The 19958-nt window shown below is 67.4% G+C and carries 20 protein-coding genes; 12 read left to right on the top strand and 8 right to left on the bottom strand.

The window, feature by feature from the left end; all coding sequences use genetic code 11:
* Nucleotides 1-7 precede the first annotated feature (7 nt).
* The 4 genes from AADH62_RS04420 to AADH62_RS04405 all read left to right on the top strand — a co-directional run bounded on the left by AADH62_RS04420 (nt 8) and on the right by AADH62_RS04405 (nt 3348).
* Nucleotides 8-2035, top strand: coding sequence for an ATP-binding protein (locus AADH62_RS04420; protein WP_341578432.1), 2028 nt, complete (start codon nt 8-10; stop codon nt 2033-2035).
* 121 nt (nt 2036-2156) lie between these two features.
* Entirely contained in the window at nt 2157-2558 is a 402-nt protein-coding gene (locus AADH62_RS04415; RefSeq protein ID WP_292727808.1) for a DUF4259 domain-containing protein, read from the top strand.
* A gap of 73 nt (nt 2559-2631) precedes the next feature.
* The gene (locus tag AADH62_RS04410; protein ID WP_341578431.1) at nt 2632-2991 is read left to right on the top strand and encodes a YidH family protein; all 360 of its coding nucleotides are present in this window, start codon (nt 2632-2634) and stop codon (nt 2989-2991) included.
* A gap of 12 nt (nt 2992-3003) precedes the next feature.
* A complete protein-coding gene (locus tag AADH62_RS04405) occupies nt 3004-3348 on the top strand; it encodes a DUF202 domain-containing protein (protein WP_331790790.1) in 345 nt (114 codons plus the stop codon).
* Here the strand turns inward: AADH62_RS04405 and AADH62_RS04400 are convergent.
* The 5 genes from AADH62_RS04400 to AADH62_RS04380 all read right to left on the bottom strand — a co-directional run bounded on the left by AADH62_RS04400 (nt 3334) and on the right by AADH62_RS04380 (nt 6455).
* Nucleotides 3334-3960, bottom strand: a complete 627-nt coding sequence (locus tag AADH62_RS04400) for a substrate-binding domain-containing protein (protein ID WP_341578430.1) — start codon at nt 3958-3960, stop codon at nt 3334-3336. The genes AADH62_RS04405 and AADH62_RS04400 overlap by 15 nt on opposite strands.
* A 74-nt stretch (nt 3961-4034) precedes the next feature.
* Entirely contained in the window at nt 4035-4259 is a 225-nt protein-coding gene (locus AADH62_RS04395) for a three-helix bundle dimerization domain-containing protein (protein WP_341578429.1), read from the bottom strand.
* 82 nt (nt 4260-4341) lie between these two features.
* Nucleotides 4342-5067, bottom strand: a complete 726-nt coding sequence (locus tag AADH62_RS04390) for a hypothetical protein (RefSeq protein WP_341578428.1) — start codon at nt 5065-5067, stop codon at nt 4342-4344.
* Nucleotides 5064-5378 carry an aromatic acid exporter family protein gene (locus tag AADH62_RS04385; protein ID WP_341578427.1) on the bottom strand — a complete coding sequence of 105 codons (315 nt, stop codon included), beginning with the start codon at nt 5376-5378 and terminating at the stop codon, nt 5064-5066. Before AADH62_RS04385 ends, AADH62_RS04390 begins: the two co-directional genes overlap by 4 nt.
* Before the next feature lie 42 nt (nt 5379-5420).
* Nucleotides 5421-6455 carry a LacI family DNA-binding transcriptional regulator gene (locus AADH62_RS04380; protein ID WP_341578426.1) on the bottom strand — a complete coding sequence of 345 codons (1035 nt, stop codon included), beginning with the start codon at nt 6453-6455 and terminating at the stop codon, nt 5421-5423.
* A 68-nt stretch (nt 6456-6523) separates the two neighbouring features.
* On the opposite strand from AADH62_RS04380, the gene rhaI reads away from it, so the two are divergent.
* The 6 genes from rhaI to AADH62_RS04350 all read left to right on the top strand — a co-directional run bounded on the left by rhaI (nt 6524) and on the right by AADH62_RS04350 (nt 14910).
* Nucleotides 6524-7690 carry an L-rhamnose isomerase gene (rhaI, locus tag AADH62_RS04375; RefSeq protein WP_341578425.1) on the top strand — a complete coding sequence of 389 codons (1167 nt, stop codon included), beginning with the start codon at nt 6524-6526 and terminating at the stop codon, nt 7688-7690.
* Nucleotides 7691-7804: 114 nt separating this feature from the next.
* Nucleotides 7805-9841, top strand: a complete 2037-nt coding sequence (locus AADH62_RS04370) for a bifunctional aldolase/short-chain dehydrogenase (RefSeq protein WP_341578424.1) — start codon at nt 7805-7807, stop codon at nt 9839-9841.
* Nucleotides 9842-9869: 28 nt separating this feature from the next.
* Entirely contained in the window at nt 9870-11303 is a 1434-nt protein-coding gene (locus AADH62_RS04365) for a rhamnulokinase family protein (protein WP_341578423.1), read from the top strand.
* A 17-nt stretch (nt 11304-11320) separates the two neighbouring features.
* Nucleotides 11321-12592 (top strand): alpha-hydroxy acid oxidase, encoded by a 1272-nt coding sequence (locus AADH62_RS04360; RefSeq protein WP_331790801.1) that lies wholly within the window; start codon nt 11321-11323, stop codon nt 12590-12592.
* A 276-nt stretch (nt 12593-12868) separates the two neighbouring features.
* A complete protein-coding gene (locus tag AADH62_RS04355; protein ID WP_331791050.1) occupies nt 12869-13888 on the top strand; it encodes a putative oxygenase MesX in 1020 nt (339 codons plus the stop codon).
* Complete coding sequence (locus AADH62_RS04350) at nt 13885-14910, top strand: methionine synthase (RefSeq protein ID WP_341578422.1); 1026 nt, start codon at nt 13885-13887, stop codon at nt 14908-14910. Before AADH62_RS04355 ends, AADH62_RS04350 begins: the two co-directional genes overlap by 4 nt.
* Nucleotides 14911-15053: 143 nt before the next feature.
* On the opposite strand, the gene AADH62_RS04345 is transcribed toward AADH62_RS04350, so the two are convergent.
* Together AADH62_RS04345 and AADH62_RS04340 are read right to left on the bottom strand one after the other, a co-directional pair.
* The gene (locus AADH62_RS04345) at nt 15054-15905 is read right to left on the bottom strand and encodes an LLM class F420-dependent oxidoreductase (protein ID WP_341578421.1); all 852 of its coding nucleotides are present in this window, start codon (nt 15903-15905) and stop codon (nt 15054-15056) included.
* 205 nt (nt 15906-16110) lie between these two features.
* A complete protein-coding gene (locus AADH62_RS04340) occupies nt 16111-16983 on the bottom strand; it encodes a GTP-binding protein LepA (RefSeq protein ID WP_331790804.1) in 873 nt (290 codons plus the stop codon).
* Nucleotides 16984-17066: 83 nt separating this feature from the next.
* Between AADH62_RS04340 and AADH62_RS04335 the strand changes: the two genes are divergently transcribed.
* Both AADH62_RS04335 and AADH62_RS04330 read left to right on the top strand, forming a co-directional pair.
* Nucleotides 17067-18044: an ATP-binding cassette domain-containing protein gene (locus AADH62_RS04335; protein ID WP_341578420.1), complete on the top strand. Its 978-nt coding sequence runs from the start codon at nt 17067-17069 to the stop codon at nt 18042-18044.
* Nucleotides 18041-18901: an ABC transporter permease gene (locus AADH62_RS04330; protein ID WP_331790806.1), complete on the top strand. Its 861-nt coding sequence runs from the start codon at nt 18041-18043 to the stop codon at nt 18899-18901. The genes AADH62_RS04335 and AADH62_RS04330 overlap by 4 nt, the downstream gene beginning before the upstream one ends.
* On the opposite strand, the gene AADH62_RS04325 is transcribed toward AADH62_RS04330, so the two are convergent.
* Nucleotides 18891-19928 carry an endonuclease/exonuclease/phosphatase family protein gene (locus AADH62_RS04325; protein WP_331790807.1) on the bottom strand — a complete coding sequence of 346 codons (1038 nt, stop codon included), beginning with the start codon at nt 19926-19928 and terminating at the stop codon, nt 18891-18893. The two genes, AADH62_RS04330 and AADH62_RS04325, sit on opposite strands and share 11 nt — an antisense overlap.
* Between the last annotated feature and the right edge of the window lie 30 nt (nt 19929-19958).

Below are 19958 nucleotides of genomic sequence, written 5' to 3'. Positions count from 1 at the left end.
ATCGGGCATGACGCGGCCAAGCGTTGCGGCGACAATCGGTCAGGCCGCGCCACTATGGCGAGCCGTCTTCGTCGCCGGGCTGGTCACACTCGGCGGGGCGCTGGCCGTCATCTTCGCGCTCGAGCAGCGCGGCGAGATGAGTCTGGCGTGGTGGTGGCCAACGGCGGCTATGGGCGCGATCGCAGCGGCGGCATCCCCGCTCCGCTGGCGGTGGTTGACCGCAATCGCGGTGGGCCTGGCGTCGGGCCTGGGATCGGCAGTCGCCGACCGCCCCCTCTTGGTGGTCGTTCTGGGGTCCCTCGGCATAGCGGCCGAGGCGTGGCTGGTCGCGACCGCGGTCTCGCGTGAGCAGGATCGCCCCCGGCTGACAACGCTGATGGATGTCGGCCGCTTCGCGATCGGCGCGATCAGCGGAGCAGCAATCGTCGGCGCGCTCGTTGGCGTTGCCCGTGAGTTCAGCGGCGGCGGCTTCGTGGATGTCTTCTGGACGATCGGCGCGTCGCACCTGTCTGCGATGGTCCTCATCGCCCCGTTGGGACTCATCGCGATCCCCCGCGCAGCGTCGGTGCGCTGGTGGCGCAGCGTCGGGCTCACCGTAGCGATGCTCGCCGCCACGGTTATCGCGTTCTTCCCCGGCACACCGGTCGCGGTTCCGATCCTCGCCATGCCGCTCATGGCATGGGCCGCGGTCGCCGAGCCGATGTTCTTCGTCGCCGTGCAGCTGCTCGCGGTCGTCGGCACCGCCTCGGGACTCACCGTCATCGGTGGCGGAGCGTACGCGGCTGCCGGCTCGGAACTTCCTACCGCAACAGCACTCCAGGTCTTCACGATCTGTTTCGGCGCGACGACTCTCGCGATCTCGGCATCGCAGAACGACAGACGGGCACTGGAGAGCCGGCAGATGGCGGTATCGCATCTCTTGCATGACGCATTCCGGCAGTCCAAGAGCGGGTTCGCCATCCTCCAAGAGGACGGCCCCGGCAAGTACTCCGTTCTCGAAGTCAACGCTTCCGCGGTCGTGATGCTGCGCAGCGAGTTCGAGCGCTCGGATACGGGACGCTGGCGACTTCGCGAGGACGCACTCCTGCGACCGTCGCTGGCCGAGGCGACATACGACGTGTCGGTGACCGTCGATTGGGAGGATGTGGCACCCGGGAACCCGCCAGCCACGATCACGATTGACGCCGTCAACCGCTCCGGCCTGAACCGCGTACTCCTGGTATCGGTCCAGGATCTGCGGCCGCTCCGAGAAGCCGAGCGAGAAATGGAGTGGCGGCTGGAGCGCGAACGCCAGGTGAGCAGGACGTTCCAAGCCCTCACCCAGCAAAAAGTCGACTTCGTCGCGAGCGTCACGCACGAGCTGCGGACCCCGATCACCTCGATCCTGGGATTCGCTGAGGAACTCAGCGACACGACCGACGACCCGAACGTCCGCGAGCAGGTCGAGGTCATCCTTCGCAACGCGACGCGGCTACGCGGGGTGATCGACGATGTGTTGCTGGTGTCAAAGCTCAGCCGCGGACCGGCCGCAGCTGACGCTCTGCCCGTCACCGATGCCGGGCTGGCGCTGCAGCGCAGCATCGAAGACGCGAAGCACAGCATCCAGCAACGCCACCTTCGGGTCGCCGCCGAGATCGAGCCGGATCTGCCCGTTCACGGTCGCGAGATCGATCTCACGCGCGTTTTCACCAACATCCTCACCAACGCGATCAAGTTCTCGCCCGATCGCGGCACGATCTCTGTCGTTGCCTACCGCACCGACCACCAGGTGGTCGTCACGATCTCGGATGAGGGCGAGGGAATCGCCGACGAGGACCTCACCCACATCTTCGATCGGTTCTATCGCAGCTCCTCGAGCACGAGCCGCGGGGTGCCGGGGACCGGTCTCGGACTCGCTATCGTCAAGGAGCTGTTGTCGTCGATGGACGGCAGGATCGAGCTCGCGCGGGCCGAGCCGGTCGGCACCTGCGCCCAGATCACGCTGCCGATCGCCGATATCGAGCCGGTCGAATCCACCGGCGCACCCACCCCCTGACCCCGACCCGAGTACGCGCGTCGGAGCGCACAGCGGCGCATGAAGAGGTTTTGCCGGGGAGTCACACCGGGGCCACCCGAGGAGCGTGAACCGTTCATCCGCGACATATACCGTGTGGGCCATGGGTGCATGGAGCGTTGAGCCGTTCGGCAACGATGTCGCGGCCGACTGGGCATGGGAGCTCGAGGACGAGTCGGACTGGGGAGTCGTCGACGACGCCCTGGCGGACGCGCTCGAGGACGTCGAGGACGTCGAACGCGACACGGCGATCATCGCCGTCGCCGCAGCCGAGGTGGTCGCGCACGGTCTCGGACACGCGACGCAGCGGGATGCATACACCGAGGAGGTCGAGTCCTTCATCGTGCGCGCCGGGCGACCGACGCTCGACACGGTGGCCCTCGCGATCGCCGCACTGACCGCGGCGTGCGGCGAGGGCAGCGAGCTGGCTACCGAGTGGGCGGGGGCCGGGGATCCGGGCTGGTGTGAGGCCATCGAGGATCTTCGCTCCGCGCTGAGCACCTGAGCGCACGCGACCGCCCCGAGTGAGCGGCGTGGGTCACGCTAGGGTGTGACTCGTCAGCGAGCAGGGAGGACCGATGAGATCGCGGTTTCCGCAGTCCGTCTACCGCCATGGCTCCGAGCCGGACGTCCGCTTCACACTGGCCAATGAACGCACCTTCCTTGCCTGGATCCGCACTGCGCTCGCGCTGATCGCCGGTGGCGTCGCCCTCGAGGTGCTCGGGCTCGCGCTCCACCCCGGCCGGCGTCTGGCAGCCAGTCTCGTGCTCATCGTCATGGGCATGATCACCCCCGCTTTGGCGTGGCTCGGATGGCAGCGCAGCGAGCGTGCCCTTCGGCTTGCCACCCCCCTTCCGGGGTCGCTGCTGGGCGCGGTCACCGGCGTCGCGGTCACCGTCTCAGCGGCGCTGATCTTGCTCGCCGTCATCTTCGCCTAAGGCGACATCCGCGTGAGTGACGAGCTGTACGATCCGGGTCTCCAGCCCGAGCGGACAGAGCTGGCGTGGCGGCGGACCGCGCTGAGCATCGCCGTCGGATCCGTCGTGGCGATGCGACTACTGCCGGCGGCTCTCGGAAGCGGATGGTGGATCCTGCCCGGCATCGTCGGGGTGATCTTCTCGGCAGTCCTGTGGGGATGGTCGCGCCGGCGCTACGAACGCGTGTCATTCGCGACAGTCACCGCCCGGGATCACACGATCGTCCCGGACGGGGCGCTTCTACTGACCCTGGCGGTGTTCGTGGGACTTGTCGGAGCCCTCGGCATCCTCGTGCTGGTCGCACTACCGCTGACCTGAGGACCTCGGCGGGGCGGTCGTGGCGCGTGGGATGAGCTGCGTGGCCAGGCGCAGATGGCGTTCGGGCGGTTCCTCACCGTTCATGAGAGTCGCCAACAGCGACATGGCTGCCGCCCCGAGCCGCCGCATGGGCTGGCGAATCGTCGTCAGTGGCGGCGACATCCGGGATGCTTCGAGCACATCGTCGAATCCGATCACCGACAGATCGCGTGGGACCTCGAGGCCGATCTCCCGCGCGACTTCGATGATCCCGATGGCGGAGAGGTCGTTGGCGGCGAAGACGGCGGTCGGGCGGCGCGGCGACTCGAGCAGCGACAGCGCCGCGGTGCGCGCAGCATCCTGCTCGTAGAAGCCGACTCGCACGATCTCGGCGTCGTAGGGGATTCCTGAATCGGCCAACGCCCGGCGATAACCGGCGTCTCTCGCGCGGGATGATCGGAGGTCTGGTCGCCCCGCGACGAACCCGATGCGGCGGTGACCGAGCTCGATCAGATACTTGACGGCCGAGACCGCTCCCCCGAAACTATCGGCCTCGACGGTGGGCACGCCGTCCCCCGGCCCGACGTGCGGGTCGATAGCGACGACCGGGATGTCGGCGACGATCGCCTCCACGGTCGGAGTCACAATGATCGCCCCGCATGACGTGATGCTAGCAATCCTTCAGTGACACTGAAAGCTGTCGTCACCTAGACGGCGATATCCAACGGTCCGGACGCACGGAGCCTCCGGAGCACTCGAGTCTCCACCATCGCGGGGATGAAGTGCCGCAGCCGCGCATCGCCGAGAGCTGCCACCTCCTCGGCGACCATGAGTCTGACGCTCTCCTCGTCGGCCCAGGGGATGCGGCGCACGAGACGGTCGACGGCGTGGTTCAGCGCCTCGTACTCGTCGTGGGGGTTCGTCGCGCTCACGCGTCTAGGATGCGCACTCTCGCCTCAAAATTCCACCCTGAGGTCAGTGAGAAAGCCCTGTTCGGCGCGGAGTTCAGGGGCCTCACTCGGTGTCGGTCACGATCTCGACGAGCGCGTGATGGATGCGGAGAAGGTCGACCATCATCGAGCCCACGAGGATCCAATGGTCCGACGACGGAGCGGCCAGCGCGAGAGGCCTGGTCAGCGCAGCAGGCTCGACCTCGCCAGCGGTCGGAGGAGCAGCTCCGCGATCGGGGGCGAATCGCACATCGTGTGCCGCTCGCCGCAACTGTTCGGCGATCGCGCCGATTGCGGGCTCGTCGAGGAGAGTGTCGTCATAGCGCTCGTTGAACGCGCGAGTCATTCCCACGGCCTGCGTCACGATCGGCGTGAACGTCGTGACGAGAGTGTCGAGCGCAGCGAGCTCGGCGCGATGGCGTGGCGCGCGAGGGTTCAAGGTCAGCGAGTCTCGTGCCGCGGCGATCGCGGCACCCGCGGCATCCCGACTCGCTCGCGTCTCTCGCGCCCGCGCGAGAAGATCGTCCAGCTGCGACCGGCTCTGCGAGTGCTGCAGGGCATCGGCCAAGCGGTCGAGGGTGCCGGCGAGGTCGTCGGCGAGCGCGCGAACGGCGCGGCGGGCCGGCTCGACAGGGAGCGGCGGAACGATGAGGACGTTGATGACGAAGCCGATCGCGGCACCGATGACCGTCTCGATGATGCGATCGAGTGCGTAGTCCGGCGTTGCGGTCCCCAGGGCGAGCACGAGGAGCGCGCTGATGGCTACCTGGTTTCCGGTGCCAGGCGTCATCCGCAGGCCCACGCGAGCACGAGTGACACGACCACGGCGACCGCAACGACCCCGGTGGATGTCCCGAGCAGGATGCCGAGGGCCGAGGCGACCACGACACCCACGATGACCCCGACACTGCGCTCGAGCGCCTTCCCGAACGACTGGTTCAGGCTCGGTTGGACGACCAGGAGCGCGGCGATCGCGGCGAACACCGGAGGCTGAGCAGGGATGAGCCACCCGGCGAGGAACCACGCGAGCACTGTGGCGACGGCGGACTTAACGACCTGGAGCAACGACGAGCGCTGGGCGGTGCGAAGGGCGACTGACATGCTCGTGCGGCCCACATTAGGGGAGCATGCCCGCGATGCGGCTCAGATTCTCAGGGTCGCTCGACTGGATTCCCGGATGATGAGCTCGGGGGTAAACCTCACCTGACGGGGTCGCGAACGCTCGCCATCCTGCTCGAGGAGCAGCTCGACAGCTGCGCGTCCGATCTCGACCGCGGGCTGACGCACCGACGTGAGCGGTACGACGGTCGCCGTGGCGAAGTCGATGTCGTCGTAGCCCACGAGCGCGATCTCGTCGGGCACGCTCACCCCGCCAAGGATCGCAAGCCCTTGCAGCATCCCGACGGCAACGAGGTCGTTGGCGCAGAACACGGCATCCGGTCGGTCACCGTGATCCCGCTCCAGGATCCGGGCTGCCGCGTCACGCCCCGAGAGCACGGTGAGCTCTGCGGTCTCGAGGTGCTCCAGGGAGGCGTCAGACACCTCTGCCGCGGCGCGACGGGCGCCGGCGAAACGGTCGAGCACCTGCGGGAGGGTCGTCGGCCCGCCCACGAACATGATCCGCCTGCGGCCGGTAGTCAGGAGGTGAGAAACTGCGAGATACCCGCCTTGCTCGTCATCGACCGAGACCGAGTTCAGCGCGGCATCTCCGGCATCCCTGTCGACGAGGACGATCCGGGTCCCGACGGCTTCGAGCCGCTCGATCGCCGCCGGATCAGCTGACGCTGGCGTGACGAGCACGCCCACCACACGCTGCTGGCTGAAGTGATCGAGGTAGGCCATCTCGCGCTCGCGGGTGTCTTCGCTCGCCGCCACGAGCACGAACAGCCCCGCCTCGGCGGCGCGTTCCTGGGCGCCCTTTGCGACTGCCGCGAAGAACGGGTTGGCAAGATCCAGCGCGATCAGTCCGATCGTCGAACTGCGCCCCGCCCGAAGCTGGCGCGCGGCGTCGTTACGCACGTAACCGAGTTCGGCGATCGCGGCGCGCACGCGTGCAACCGTGGTTGGCGACACCCTTTCGGGCTGATTGAGCACATTTGAGACGGTGCCGAGCGAGACGCCAGCGGCCGCAGCGACATCTTTGACGCTGACCGACGCGGTGGCAGTTTCTTTCGACATTGCTGAAACGATACATTGCAGGCTAGGCTTGAAACGATTCATCCGTTTCCCAAGCGCGGGAGTGCGCCATGACGACGCTGTCCTCATCCATCCTCACGACCCTCGAGGGCCAAGCCATTGAGCTGCCCTCGTGGGCCTTCGGCAACTCGGGCACCCGATTCCGTGTCTTCGGGACCCCCGGAACGCCCCGCGATCCCTATGAGAAGGTGGCGGATGCGGCGCAGGTCAATCGGTACACGGCGCTCGCTCCGAGCGTCGCCCTACACATCCCGTGGGACAAGGTCGACTCCTATGACGACCTGCGCCGTCATGCCGAAGACCTCGGCGTGGCCCTCGGCACGGTCAACTCCAACACCTTCCAGGACGAGGACTACAAGTTCGGGGCGCTCACGCACCACGACGACCGCATCCGCCGGAAGGCCATCGATCACCACTTCGAGTGCATTGAGATCATGCACGCTACCGGGTCCCGCGACCTCAAGATCTGGCTCGCCGAGGGCTCGAACTACCCCGGGCAGAACGACATGCGTGCGCGCCAGGACCGCCTGCAGGATTCGCTGCAGAAGATCTATGCGCGCCTCGGCGACGAGCAGCGCCTCGTGTTGGAGTACAAGTTCTTCGAGCCGGCGTTCTATCACACGGACGTTCCCGACTGGGGAACCTCCTACGCTCAGGTCGCCGCCCTCGGGGATAAGGCGATGGTGTGCCTGGACACCGGCCACCACGCCCCGGGAACCAACATCGAGTTCATCGTCATGCAGTTGCTGCGCCTCGGAAAGCTCGGCTCGTTCGATTTCAACTCGCGCTTCTACGCCGACGACGACCTCATCGTCGGAGCAGCAGACCCGTTCCAGCTGTTCCGCATCCTGTTCGAAGTCGTGCGCGGCGGTGGCCTGAACAACCCCGACGTGGCGTTCATGCTCGACCAGTGCCACAACATCGAAGACAAGATTCCAGGGCAGATCCGCTCGGTGCTCAACGTCCAGGAGATGACGGCTCGGGCGCTCCTGGTCGATCGAGAGGCACTGGATGCCGCCCAGGCAGCCAATGACGTGCTTGCCGCGAACGCGATCTTCATGGACGCCTTCTACACCGACGTGCGCCCCGCTCTTGCCCAGTGGCGCGAGTCGCGAGGACTTCCCGTCGACCCGATGGCCGCCTACGCGGCATCCGGTTATGCGGCCCGCATCGCCGCAGACCGCGTCGGCGGAACCCAGGCCGGCTGGGGCGCGTGAGCGCTCCGCACCACCCCTCCTCGCCGAGGGGTCGCAACACGCCGCATCGCCCAGCGCGATGGCGGCGTGTTGCGACCCCTCGCGTACGACAACTCTGACGAAGGACAGCAACGCATGACCAACCAGACCGTCGCCGACCTCCTCGCGCGCAGCAACCGCCTCGGCGCAGACCCCAAGGTGACCAACTACGCGGGCGGGAACACGTCGGCCAAGGGCACGGATGCCGACCCGGTCACCGGCGAGCCCGTCGAGCTGCTGTGGGTCAAGGGGTCCGGGGGCGACCTCGGCACCCTCACCGAGCAGGGACTGGCCGCGCTGCGCCTCGACCGGCTGCGCGCGCTCGTGGACGTCTACCCGGGCGTCGAGCGCGAGGACGAGATGGTCGCCGCGTTCGACTATTGCCTGCACGGCAAGGGGGGAGCTGCCCCCTCGATCGACACCGCGATGCACGCGCTCGTGGATGCCGCACACGTCGATCACCTGCATCCGGATGCCGGCATCGCGATCGCCACCGCCGCTGACGGCGAGCGGCTGACCGGTGAGATCTTCGGCGAGAAGGTCGTGTGGGTGCCGTGGCGCCGGCCGGGCTTCCAGCTGGGCCTGGACATCGCCGCGATCAAGGCGCAGAACCCGGCGGCCATCGGCTGCATCCTGGGCGGCCACGGCATCACCGCGTGGGGCGACACCTCCGACGAGGCCGAGGCTAACTCCTCATGGATCATCGCCACGGCTACCGCCTACATCGAAAAGAACGGGAAACCCGACCCGTTTGGAGGAGTTCGCGACGGCTTCGAGGCGCTCCCCGAGGCCGAGCGGCGCGCGCGGGCGGCGGCGCTGGCTCCCACGATCCGAGGCCTGGCATCGACCGACAAGCCGATGGTCGGCCACTACACCGACACGGATGCCGTGCTCGAGTTCCTGGCCTCCGAGAAGGCGCCGGCCCTCGCCGAGCTCGGTACGAGCTGCCCCGACCACTTCCTGCGCACGAAGGTCAAACCGATGCTGCTCGACCTTCCGGCCACGGCATCCGTCGACGAGCAGCTCGCGCGCCTGAAGGACCTGCACGCCGCCTACCGCGCCGACTACCAGGCTTACTACGACGCTCACGCCGACGAGAACAGCCCCGCCATCCGCGGCGCGGACCCCCTCATCGTGCTCGTGCCGGGCGTCGGAATGTTCAGCTTCGGAGCGAACAAGCAGACCGCACGCGTGGCCGGCGAGTTCTACGTCAACGCCATCAACGTCATGCGCGGCGCCGAGGCGCTGTCGACGTACGCACCCATCAGCGATGCCGAGAAGTTCCGCATCGAGTACTGGGCGCTCGAAGAGGCAAAGCTGAGGCGGATGCCGAAGCCGAAGTCCCACCAGGGCCGCATCGCGTTCGTCACCGGCGCAGCATCCGGCATCGGCAAGGCGATCGCGACCCGTCTGGCCGCCGAGGGCGCCTGCGTCGTCGTGGCCGACCTGGACCTCGAGAAGGCGCAGGCCGCCGCCGCCGAGCTCGGCGGCACGGATGTCGCGATCGGGGTGGCCGCGAACGTCGCCGATGAGGCAGCCGTGCAGGCCGCGATCGACGCGACCGTGCTCGCCTTCGGCGGCATCGACCTCGTCGTCAACAACGCGGGGCTGTCGCTGTCCAAGCCGCTGCTGGAGACCACCGAGAAGGACTGGGATCTGCAGCACGACGTCATGGCGAAGGGCTCGTTCCTGGTCTCGAAGGCGGCCGCGGCGGCGATGATCGCGCAGGGCATGGGCGGCGACGTCGTCTACATCTCCTCCAAGAACAGCGTGTTCGCCGGCCCGAACAACATCGCGTACTCGGCGACGAAGGCCGACCAGGCCCACCAGGTGCGGCTGCTTGCCGTCGAGCTCGGCGAGTACGGCATCCGCGTCAACGGGATCAACCCCGACGGAGTCGTACGTGGATCGGGCATCTTCGCCTCGGGCTGGGGAGCGAACCGCGCCGCGACCTACGGCGTCAAGGAGGAGGACCTCGGCCAGTTCTACGCGAACCGCACGATCCTCAAGCGCGAGGTCGTTCCCGACAACGTCGCCGATGCGGTGTTCGTGCTGACCGGACCCGAGCTGTCCCGCACGACGGGCCTGCACATCCCGGTCGACTCCGGTGTGGCGGCGGCGTTCCTGCGATGACTGCACGTTCCGAGACGGTGGAGCGACCGTGACCTCCACGCGGACGGTGGCAGCCGTCGACCTCGGTGCGACCAGCGGCAGGGTGATGCTCGGCCACGCCGGGCCGGATCTCTTGGAAGCCGAGGCGGTGGCCCGCTTTCCCAACACGCCGGTGCGCACCCGAGACGGGCTGCACTGGTCGCTCACGACCCTGTATGGCTCAATCACGGCGGGCCTGCGCGACGCGGTACGCCGGGCGCCCGAGCTGGCGAGCATCGGCATCGACTCCTGGGCCGTCGATTACGCGCTCCTGCGGGACGGTCGGATGCTGGGCGAGCCGTACCACTACCGCGACGAGCGCACGGGACGCGGAGTGGATGCCGTGAGCGCGGTCTTCCCGCACCCTTCGCTGTATGCGCGCAACGGCCTGCAGTTCCTGCCGTTCAACACCGTCTATCAGCTGGCCGCTGAAGACCCGGCGATCCTGGAGTTCGCGGACACGGCGCTGCTCATTCCCGACCTCGTCGCGTACTGGCTCACGGGAGCCGTCCGCGCAGAGCGCACCAACGCCTCGACGACAGGACTCCTTCGGATCAGCGACGGTGGGTGGGATGACGAACTCATCGAGGCGCTCCGTCTTCCCCGCCGTATCCTTCCCGAGCTCGTCTCTCCCGGCGAGCTGATCGGTGAGCTGAGCCTCGGCGTTCTGGCGGAGCTCGGACTCGACCATCCGGTGCCGGTGCATGCGGTCGGCTCACACGACACGGCCTCTGCGGTCGTCGCCGTGCCGATGCAGGCGGATGCCGCGGCCTACATCTCCTGCGGTACGTGGGGCCTGGTGGGAGTCGAGGTCGAGCGACCCGTCCTGACCGATGCGGCTCGCGACGCCGGATTCACCAACGAGGGCGGCGTGGATGGTCGGGTTAGGCTCCTCCACAACGTCATGGGGCTGTGGATTCTCACGGAGACGATTCGAGGCTGGGAGCGCGCCGGCGTTCCCCATGATCTCGTCGCGCTGCTCACGGCGGCCGCGGACGAACCCCACACCACCCCCATCTTCGACGTCAACGATCCGAGCTTCCTCCCACCCGGCGACATGCCCGCGCGCATCGACGCGTGGTTCACGGCGCGCGGCATCCGGGGACCATCGACACCCGCCGGATACGTGCGGTGCATCGTCGAATCACTGGCCCAGGCGTTCGCGGATGCCGCCCGAACTGCGGGGGAGGTCGGCGGCGTCGATGTGCGAACGATCCACATCGTCGGCGGCGGCGCTCTCAATGAGCTGCTGTGTCAACGCACCGCCGACCGGGCCGGGATGCCGGTGCTGGCAGGACCGGTCGAAGCGACAGCGCTCGGCAACATCCTCGTTCAGGCGCGCGCCGTCGGACTGATCGACGGCACGCTCGAAGACCTGCGCTACCTTGTGGTCAGGACACACCACCCTCGGCGTTACGAACCTCAGCCGTCGAGCATCCGATGACACGGAAGGACACCGTCATGGTGAAACGTCAGCTTCCCCAGCCGGCTGAGCTGTTCGAGCTCATGAAGTTCAAGAAGCCCGAGATCGACGGGCGCAAACGGCGCCTCCAGTCCGCGCTGACGATCGCCGACCTGCGCACGATCGCCAAGCGCCGCACCCCGAAGGCCGCGTTCGACTACACCGACGGCGCGGCCGAGGGCGAGCTGTCGCTGGCCCGGGCCCGGCAGGCGTTCGAAGACATCGAGTTCCACCCCGGCATCCTGACCCCCGCGCCCGATCTCGACACCTCCGTCGAGATCCTCGGCGGCCCCTCGGCACTCCCCTTCGGCATCGCCCCGACCGGATTCACCCGGCTCATGCAGACCGAGGGCGAGATCGCGGGGGCCTCGGCGGCGGGAACCGCGGGCATCCCGTTCACGCTCTCGACGCTGGGGACGACCTCGATCGAAGACGTGAAGGCCGCGAACCCGCACGGGCGCAACTGGTTCCAGCTCTACGTCATGCGCGATCGCGAAATCTCGTACGGCCTGGCCCGCCGGGCCGCCGCCGCCGGGTTCGACACCCTCATGTTCACGGTCGACACCCCCGTCGCCGGTGCACGCCTGCGCGACAAGCGCAACGGCTTCTCGATCCCGCCGCAGCTCACGCTCGGCACGATCGTCAACGCCATTCCGCGGCCGTGGTGGTGGTACGACTTCCTCACCACACCCAAGCTGGAGTTCGCCTCGCTCTCGACCACCGGCGGCACGGTGGGTGAGCTGCTGGATGCCGCGATGGACCCGACGATCGGCTACGACGACCTCGCCGTCATCCGCGACCTGTGGCCGGGAAAGATCGTCATCAAGGGCGTCCAGAACGTCGAGGACTCCGTGCGCCTTGTAGACCTCGGCGTCGACGGGATCATTCTCTCGAACCACGGCGGCCGTCAGCTCGACCGCGCACCGATCCCCTTCCACCTGCTGCCGCAGGTCGTGCGTGAGGTCGGCAAGGATGCCACGGTCATGATCGACACCGGCATCATGAACGGCGCCGACATCGTCGCCTCGATCGCCCTCGGTGCGAAGTTCACCCTCATCGGCCGCGCCTACCTCTACGGGCTGATGGCGGGAGGTCGACAGGGAGTGGACCGCACGATCGAGATCCTGCGCACCGAGATCGAGCGCACGATGCGGCTGCTGGGCGTCTCGAGCCTGGCTGAGCTGGAACCGCGCCACGTCACCCAGCTGACCCGCCTCGTGCCGGTGGGCTCGGGCGCGGCATCCGTTCCCCTCGAGGCATCCGCGACGTAGGCAAGATCGCGCAGGTAGGACGATCTCGTCACCGATCGTCCTACCTCGGTGAGAAGACCTACGCTCAGCAGCAGCCCGAAGGGGTCCCGTGGGCGCCGCCCACCAATCCGTCACTGTGTTACGCGGCGAGTTGCACCTCGGGCGCGAAGCCGAGATGCTCGAACACATCGCAGCATGACGCGAAGCCTCGCGCCCGAGCACGTCATCGGGCACGCGCTGCGGCTCCCTGCCAACTCAGCGGGCCGCCCTGGCTCGCCCGAACACGATCGGTCTGTCATGCGTCTGACGTCTCCGCCCGTCCCCGTCTTCTCCCTCGAACGCGTCCGCTTCGACGAGGACTACCGCCCCCTCGACAACACGCGTACCACCACCAACTTCGCAAACCTCGCACGCGGCGAGAACCGCAGGGAGAACCTCCGCAACGCGATCCGGATGATCGACAACCGGTTCAATGAGCTCGCCGCCGACGACAACGAGAGCGCAGACCGCTACTCGGTCGACCTCGACATCGTCTCGGTATCGATCGACCTCGACGGGGGCGGCGACGGCGAGCGCTTCCCGATCATCGAGGTTCTCGAGACGACGATCGTCGACCACCGCTCAGGTACCCGCATTCCGGGCATCGTCGGCAACAACTTCTCGTCGTACGTGCGCGACTATGACTTCAGTGTCGTCCTCCCCGCGCATAATGCGAGCGGATCCGGGTTCAGCGTTCCCAATGACTTCGGGGTGCTGCACGGGAACTTGTTCCGCAGCTTCGTTGCGTCGGATGCCTACACGCGGCACTTCGCGAAGGCTCCCGTCATCTGCCTGAGCCTTTCGAGCACCAAGACCTACCAGCGCACCGACACGCGGCATCCGGTTCTGGGGGTCGAGTACCGCCAAGACGAGTACTCGCTGACCGATGACTACTTCGCGAAGATGGGGATGACGGTCCGCTACTTCATGCCGCCGCGCAGCGCTGCGCCGCTGGCGTTCTACCACGTCGGGGATCTGCTCACCGACTACTCGGACCTCGAACTGATCTCCACGATCGCCACCATGGAGAGCTTTCAGAAGATCTACCGTCCCGAGATATACAACGCCAACTCTTCAGCTCCGGCGCGGTTCCAGCCGAGCCTGAGCCAGCGCGACTACTCGCTCACACGCATCGAGTACGACCGCGAGGAGCGCAGCCGCCTCGCCGTCGAGCAGGGCCGGTTCGCCCAGGAGCACTTCATCGATCCGCACCGGGAGACGCTCGAGCTGTGGTCGGCGCAGTTCTCCGCCCGCGAGCTGGAGGAGGCCCAGGCGTGACGCTCCTTCCCACCTCCACCGCAGGCAGCCTGCCCAAGCCCGCATGGCTCGCGCAGCCCGAAACGCTCTGGTCGCCCTGGAGGCTGGACGACGACATCCTCACCGAAGGTAAGCAAGACGCTTTGCTGCTGGCGCTCTCGGACCAACAGCACGCGGGAATCGACATCGTCAGTGACGGCGAGCAGAGCCGCCAGCACTTCGTGACGACCTTCATCGAACACCTCGCGGGCGTCGACTTCGAGCGCCGCGAGACGGTGCGCATCCGCGACCGTTACGACGCGTCGGTTCCGACGGTCGCCGGCCCCGTCGCGCGCAAAGCGCCGGTGTTCGTCGAGGATGCCGCCTTCGTGCGCGCCCACACCGACCGCCCCCTCAAGTGGGCGCTGCCCGGCCCCATGACGATGATCGACACGCTCTACGACGCCCATTACGGCAGCCGCGAAGAGCTCGCATGGGAGTTCGCCGGCATCCTCAACCAAGAAGCGAAAGAACTCGCCGCGGCCGGCGTCGACATCGTCCAGTTCGATGAGCCGGCGTTCAACGTCTTCTTCGACGATGTGAACGACTGGGGAATCGCGGCGCTCGAGCGCGCGGCGGAGGGGCTCACGTGCGAGACCGCGGTGCACGTCTGTTACGGCTACGGCATCAAGGCCAACACCGACTGGAAGGCCTCGCTCGGGTCGGAATGGCGCCAGTACGAGCGGATCTTCCCCCGCATCCGCGAATCGAGCATCGACATCGTCTCGCTCGAGTGCCATCGCTCCCATGTACCGATGGACCTCATCGAGCTCATCCGCGGCAAGAAGGTCATGGTTGGGGCGATCGACGTGGCGAGTACGCTCGTGGAGACCCCGGATGAGGTGGCCGACACGCTGCGGCGGGCGCTGCAGTTCGTGGATGCCGAGAACCTCTATCCGTCCACGAACTGCGGCATGGCACCGCTTCCCCGCGCGCTCGCCCGCGGGAAGCTCGCCGCCCTCACCGCGGGCGCGGCGATCGTGCGATCGGAACTCGGCGGCTGAACTCAGGCAGCCGAGCTCCGGCATCCGTCGCCACCGCAGCGACGTAGGAGAAATCGCCGAGGTAGGACCATGTGCACCAGAAACGTCCTACCTCGGCGAGAACACCTACCTTCGTGCGGTGGGCGTGCGGTGGACTCGGCCCGCTACACTCGCGCGGCGACCCCGGCGATCAGATCGACGACCTTCTCGGGCTGACGGATGCCGACAGAGAAGACGTACGTCGTCGTGAAGCCCGCCTCCCCCAGCGCCCGCACCTGGTCGGCGACGCCGTCCGCCGTGGATTCGGGATTCACGCCGATCATGGCGGTCTTCTCGACGGTGTCGTAGTCGCGCCCGACATCGTCGCAGTGGGCCCGCAGCACGTCGAGCTTGCCCGTGGGTACTCCAGCGAGGGCGCTGAGGTTGCAGGCATCCGCGTACTGCGCCACGAGCTTGAGGGTCTTCTTCTCTCCCCCGCCGCCGATCATGAGCATCGGCTTCGTGACGTTCTGCGGCGAGTTCAGCGTGCGCCCGAGCTGCCAGATCGCCCCGTCATACGGCTCGTCGGAGTCCGACCACATCTGCTGGCAGATCTGGATCGTCTCCTCGAGTTCGCGGAAACGCTGCGCGACGGGCGAGAACGGGAATCCGAGGCCGACACACTCCTGCTCGTTCCAGCCTGCGCCGATGCCGAGTCCGACCCGGCCACCCGAGAGCACATTGAGCGTGCTCACCTGCTTGGCAAGCAGGGCGGGATGCCGATAGATGACGCCCGTGACCAGGACGTGCAGCATCGCTTTCTGCGTGTGCGCGGCAAGGAACCCGAGGGTCGCGTAAGCCTCAAGCATCTCGTGCTCGACGGGGCCGATGCCGGGCAGCTGCCAGAAGTGGTCCATGACGGTGATCCGCTGGATGCCGGCATCCTCAGCGTGCCTGACGTGCCGCGCGAGGGTCTGGCCGAGCTCGGCCGACCCCGAGTCGAAGGTGAAGTCCGCGATGTGCAGCCCGAAGTGCATGTCAGCTCCGTCCCGGGTCGGATGCCGTATCCGGCCGCGCTGTCAGGTTACGCCGCCATCGGCATCCGTGGTCTTATGCGATGCCTCACGGAGGTAGGAGAGATCACCGAGGCAGGACGATGAGCGTGCACATCGCCCTACCTCGGCGAGAATTCCTACCCACGAGAGGTCGGTCGGGGCAGCGGATGCCGCCACGGATGCCGCATCACGCGGCGTCGCCGAAGCCCCGCTCGCGGTAGAGGTCGATGCTCTCGCGGAGGGCCCGCAGGACGTAGGGCGGAAACTCCATGCCCTGCTCGTTCGCCCACAGTAGCTGCGCTTCGATGCGGCCGACTTCGCGCGCGTACTTGTCGAGGTCGGTGTCGAACCCGAGGCTTGTGACGACGCCGCCCATCTGCGCGCGGTAGCGGTCCTGTCCGTTCGTGCCGACGAGGTTGTAGGTCTTCTCGCGCAGGACGCGGGCGAGGTAGAGCTGCCAGGGTCGCAGCGCCCCGGAGTGCACGAGCTCGGTCGCGCTCATCCGATAGAAGGCGAAATGGCCGGGTTCTTGCCGACGGATGGGCGCGATGATCGTCTCGGCGATCGCGGTCTCACCGAGCCCTGTCATCCCGCTGTGGATCGTGTTGTAGGCGAGCACCGCCTGCCGCTCGGTGCTGGCGCCGGTCAGGTAATACAGCAGCCGCGCGATGTCTTGGATCCCGGAGAAGTGCGCGAGCACGCCCATGATCCGCATCTTGTGCGACACCTCGAGCACGGGCTCAGCCGCCGGGCGCCCGAGATCCTGCTGCAGTCGATCAAGGATCAGGCCGTGCTGGATCTCCTGCGGTTGCCACACGTCGGCGTAGAACATCCGGTCGACCTCGCTGACGTCTGGCAGCAGGACGAGAAGCTCGAGCACGTTGCGGTCGACTTCGAGTTCGACACGAGCGAGGTAGTCGATCACATGCCCGTACCGGTCGGCGACGGCACGCGGGTCACGGATGCCGCGGTCGACGGAGTCCAACTCGATGGGCGGATGCTCCTCGCCGAGCCTCTGGACGTGCTCGAGAATCCGCTGGGACGTCACCGGCTCAGCCATGCATCCATCATGCGGGACAGTCCCCAGCCATGGGGCCGCGGCCAGGCACCCGGATGTCGCCGGAGACCGCTACCATCCCTGCCATGGCTTTCGTCGAGGCGACAGGGCTCGTCAAGACCTACCATCCGCGGGGCGCGCCGGTCGTCCGCGCGCTCGACGGGCTCGACCTGTCGGTGCCGGAGGGAACCGTCGCGGCGCTGCTCGGGCCCAATGGTGCGGGCAAGACGACCACGGTGAAGGTGCTGACGACACTCATCCGACCCGATGCCGGCGCCGCGACCATCGACGGCGTCGACGTGCTTTCCGACCCACAGCGGATCCGCCGGATGAGCGGCGCGAGCGGTCAATACGCCGCGGTCGACGAGAACCTCACCGGGTTCGAGAACCTCTTCATGGTGGGGATGCTGTACCACCTCGGGCGGCGCCGGTCAGCGCAGCGGGCGCGGGAGCTCATCGAGCTGTTCGACCTCGTGGATGCCCAGAATCGTCCGGTCAAGGGGTTCTCGGGCGGGATGCGGCGCCGGATCGACCTGGCTGGCGCGCTCGTCATCAATCCGCCCGTCCTCTTCCTCGACGAACCGACGACGGGGCTTGACCCCCGCAGCCGGCTCGCACTGTGGGACGTGATCGAATCGCTTGTCGCCGGCGGCACGACAGTGCTGCTGACGACGCAGTACCTGGAGGAGGCCGACCGCCTCGCCGACTCGATCTCGATCATCGACAACGGATGCGTGATCGCGAAGGGCACCGCCGACGAGTTGAAGTCCTCGGTCGGTGGTCAGCGGATCGCGGTGAGTCTCGTGAGCGAAAGCGACGTCGACGCGATGCGTGAGATCCTCTCGCGCTACGGGTCGGGTCCGGTCGCGTCGGACGGGGCCCGCGGCCTCGTGGTACCCGTCAGCAACGGAGCCGACGCTCTCTCGCGCATCATGACCGACACCGCTGCGGCCGGGGTCGAACTTCACGATGCCGGAATGCGCAGGCCCACATTGGACGACGTCTTCCTGCAGCTGACCGGTCACGCCGCGGAGCAGGCTGCGGACGAGGAGGAAGCGGCATGAGCACCGAGGTCGCACGCACGACGGGGTCGTCCAGCACAACGCTGCGGCCGGGGCCTGGGACGGCGTTCAGTCGGTTCCTCTCAGACGGCTACGTCACCACCTGGCGCAACGTGAAGAAGCTGACCCGAGTTCCCGACATCTTGATCTTCACCCTCATCCAGCCGATCATGTTCGTGCTGTTGTTCACGTTCGTCTTCGGTTCGTCGATTCAGGTTCCGGGCGAGAGCTACACGTCGTTCCTCATGGCGGGAATCTTCGCGCAGACCATCGTGTTCGGCTCGACATACTCGGGCTCGGCGATGGCCCAAGACCTCAAGGACGGCATCATCGACCGCTTCCGCACCCTGCCGATGAGCGGGTCGGCAGTGCTCATCGGACGGACGGTCGGCGACCTCGTCATCAACGTTCTCTCCCTGATCGTCATGATGCTCACCGGCCTCGTCGTGGGGTGGCGCGTCGAGTCATCTCCCCTCGAGTTCATCGCGGGAGTAGCGCTGCTGCTGGTCTTCGCCTACGCGCTCTCGTGGGTGCTGGCGTTCCTCGGGCTGATCGTGCGAAGCCCCGAGGTCATCAACAACGCCTCGTTCCTGATCCTGTTCCCCCTGACCTTCATCTCCAACGCGTTCGTGCCGAGCGAGAACCTCCCCGGCCCGCTTCGGGTAATCGCCGAATGGAACCCGGTCTCGGCCCTCGTGCAGGCGGCCCGGGAGTTGTTCGGCAACGCCCCCAGCGGCAGTGCAACAACTGACGCCTGGCCGTTGCAGCATCCGGTGATCTACGTGCTGCTGATCACCATCGTGATGCTCGTCGTATTCGTTCCACTGTCGATCCGGCGCTTCGCTTCGCTCAGCCGCTGACGCCTCGGGCAGAGTCACAAAGGGCCCAGTTCGCGATGACCGCCCGGTGGTCGCTTCCCTCGATGTAGGCACTGTCCCACCCCGTGGGAGCCGCGCCGCGCGCGAGGACGTGATCGATGGCCGTGAACGCCGGCACCGGCTTCTCCTGCGGCCAGGTCGGCCACGGGATCGGGCCCGCCGCCTGAGCAGCTGTCGCAAGGCCGGCGGTCACTCGCCGGAAAACGGGGTGCGAGAACGACGAGTTGAAATCGCCCGCGATGACCAGACGCGGATCGCTCGTGGCCTGGATCCACTCATCGATTGCGGTCACCGCCTCGTACCAGTCTCCGGGCTGGCCGACCGGTGGCGGCGGGTGCACCGCGGCAACCCGAACTGCCGACCCGTCCGGAAGGGCGGCGACGGCGCTCACCTGCTCGAAAACACTCCCGGGGATGCCTTCCTCGGCGCTCAGCGGATGGGCCGAGAGGATCACGCTTCCCTTGTAGGCATTGGTGCTCACCTGCTTCGTCCGGTAGGGCAGGGTCTCAGCAAGACCCTGCCCTACCAGGATCTGGCCGATCAGGTGCTCATCGGTCTCGACGAGGATGACCACGTCGGCTCCCTCGTCCCGGATCAGGTCGGCGAGCTGACGCGGATCTGCGCCAGCGAACTTGGCGTTGAAGGAGAGCGCTGTCAGTGGCGTTGACGCCGTGCAGTCACCCGCGCCCGCGGCAACCGGGTTGAGCACCGGAAGCACCGAGAGCACGGCGCCAGCCACGAGGACAGTGGCCCCGATCCACGTGCGTGAAACCGCCGCGACGACCGCGATCACGAGAAGGCCGAGTGCTCCCACGGGCAGAAGCGACTGTGCGATGGGAATGATGCCCCCGGCCAGCGCATCCAGGTGTGGCAGCACCACCGCCGGAACCGCGAGAACAACCGCGATCACGATCCACACGAGCGACCGTCGCGACAAGAGGCGGCGCCGCCCGTGCCGGGTCGTGGGCGACACCGGGTCGGGGGACTCAGCGGGTTCGTCGACAGCCACCGGGCAAGTAGATCATCGGCGGGTCCAGAA

This window comes from Microbacterium schleiferi (genome assembly GCF_038150145.1).
GTDB classification, from domain to species: Bacteria; Actinomycetota; Actinomycetes; order Actinomycetales; family Microbacteriaceae; genus Microbacterium; species Microbacterium schleiferi_B.
Note: the sequence above shows the minus strand (reverse complement) of the source record. Positions and strands in the feature narration are given on the sequence as shown.

What these genes read in the sequence shown, in the direction of transcription:
- AADH62_RS04420 (WP_341578432.1), top strand. Translation starts at nt 8, where the DNA reads ATGACGCGGCCAAGCGTTGCGGCGACAATCGGTCAGGCCGCGCCACTA.
- AADH62_RS04415 (WP_292727808.1), top strand. Translation starts at nt 2,157, where the DNA reads ATGGGTGCATGGAGCGTTGAGCCGTTCGGCAACGATGTCGCGGCCGAC.
- AADH62_RS04410 (WP_341578431.1), top strand. Translation starts at nt 2,632, where the DNA reads ATGAGATCGCGGTTTCCGCAGTCCGTCTACCGCCATGGCTCCGAGCCG.
- AADH62_RS04390 (WP_341578428.1), bottom strand. Translation starts at nt 5,067, where the DNA reads ATGACGCCTGGCACCGGAAACCAGGTAGCCATCAGCGCGCTCCTCGTG.
- AADH62_RS04385 (WP_341578427.1), bottom strand. Translation starts at nt 5,378, where the DNA reads ATGTCAGTCGCCCTTCGCACCGCCCAGCGCTCGTCGTTGCTCCAGGTC.
- AADH62_RS04380 (WP_341578426.1), bottom strand. Translation starts at nt 6,455, where the DNA reads ATGTCGAAAGAAACTGCCACCGCGTCGGTCAGCGTCAAAGATGTCGCT.
- rhaI (WP_341578425.1), top strand. Translation starts at nt 6,524, where the DNA reads ATGACGACGCTGTCCTCATCCATCCTCACGACCCTCGAGGGCCAAGCC.
- AADH62_RS04370 (WP_341578424.1), top strand. Translation starts at nt 7,805, where the DNA reads ATGACCAACCAGACCGTCGCCGACCTCCTCGCGCGCAGCAACCGCCTC.
- AADH62_RS04360 (WP_331790801.1), top strand. Translation starts at nt 11,321, where the DNA reads ATGGTGAAACGTCAGCTTCCCCAGCCGGCTGAGCTGTTCGAGCTCATG.
- AADH62_RS04355 (WP_331791050.1), top strand. Translation starts at nt 12,869, where the DNA reads ATGCGTCTGACGTCTCCGCCCGTCCCCGTCTTCTCCCTCGAACGCGTC.
- AADH62_RS04345 (WP_341578421.1), bottom strand. Translation starts at nt 15,905, where the DNA reads ATGCACTTCGGGCTGCACATCGCGGACTTCACCTTCGACTCGGGGTCG.
- AADH62_RS04340 (WP_331790804.1), bottom strand. Translation starts at nt 16,983, where the DNA reads ATGGCTGAGCCGGTGACGTCCCAGCGGATTCTCGAGCACGTCCAGAGG.
- AADH62_RS04335 (WP_341578420.1), top strand. Translation starts at nt 17,067, where the DNA reads ATGGCTTTCGTCGAGGCGACAGGGCTCGTCAAGACCTACCATCCGCGG.
- AADH62_RS04330 (WP_331790806.1), top strand. Translation starts at nt 18,041, where the DNA reads ATGAGCACCGAGGTCGCACGCACGACGGGGTCGTCCAGCACAACGCTG.